Origin of the sequence: Cupriavidus sp. SIMBA_020, from assembly GCF_046535395.1 — a bacterium.
GTDB classification, from domain to species: Bacteria; Pseudomonadota; Gammaproteobacteria; order Burkholderiales; family Burkholderiaceae; genus Cupriavidus; species Cupriavidus campinensis.
Genome location: NZ_JAWRWU010000627.1, coordinates 1 through 270 on the forward strand (window position 1 = coordinate 1; position 270 = coordinate 270).

A 270-nucleotide genomic window follows, 5' to 3' on the forward strand; every position below is an offset into this window, starting at 1 on the left:
CTTCGGGTTTGGTAAGGTTTAGGAATGGGGTAAAAGTATCTGCCACCGTATCACCTCTTATTTATGTACAGGGGTCCAAATGTCAGGACCAATCGTTTGAGTGATCCAATCGGGATCTAGTGGGGGAGGCGTGTTTTCCCAAAGCAGACGACCGCTCGATTCGGAATCAGAATTCCAGTCCGCGTGTTCTTTGCCGAAAACGCGAATGCTTGGAATGCGGATACTGGCCACTATCCAATCGGAATATTCAACGGCGTTAGCTGTGATCTT

The 270-nt window shown here is 48.5% G+C and carries 1 protein-coding gene; it reads right to left on the reverse strand.

Features of this window, described 5'->3' with window-relative positions; genetic code table 11:
• Positions 1-57: 57 nt before the first annotated feature.
• Positions 58-270, reverse strand: a 213-nt coding sequence (locus tag SB751_RS30805) for a hypothetical protein (RefSeq protein WP_410749127.1), incomplete at its 5' end; no start/stop codon positions are given.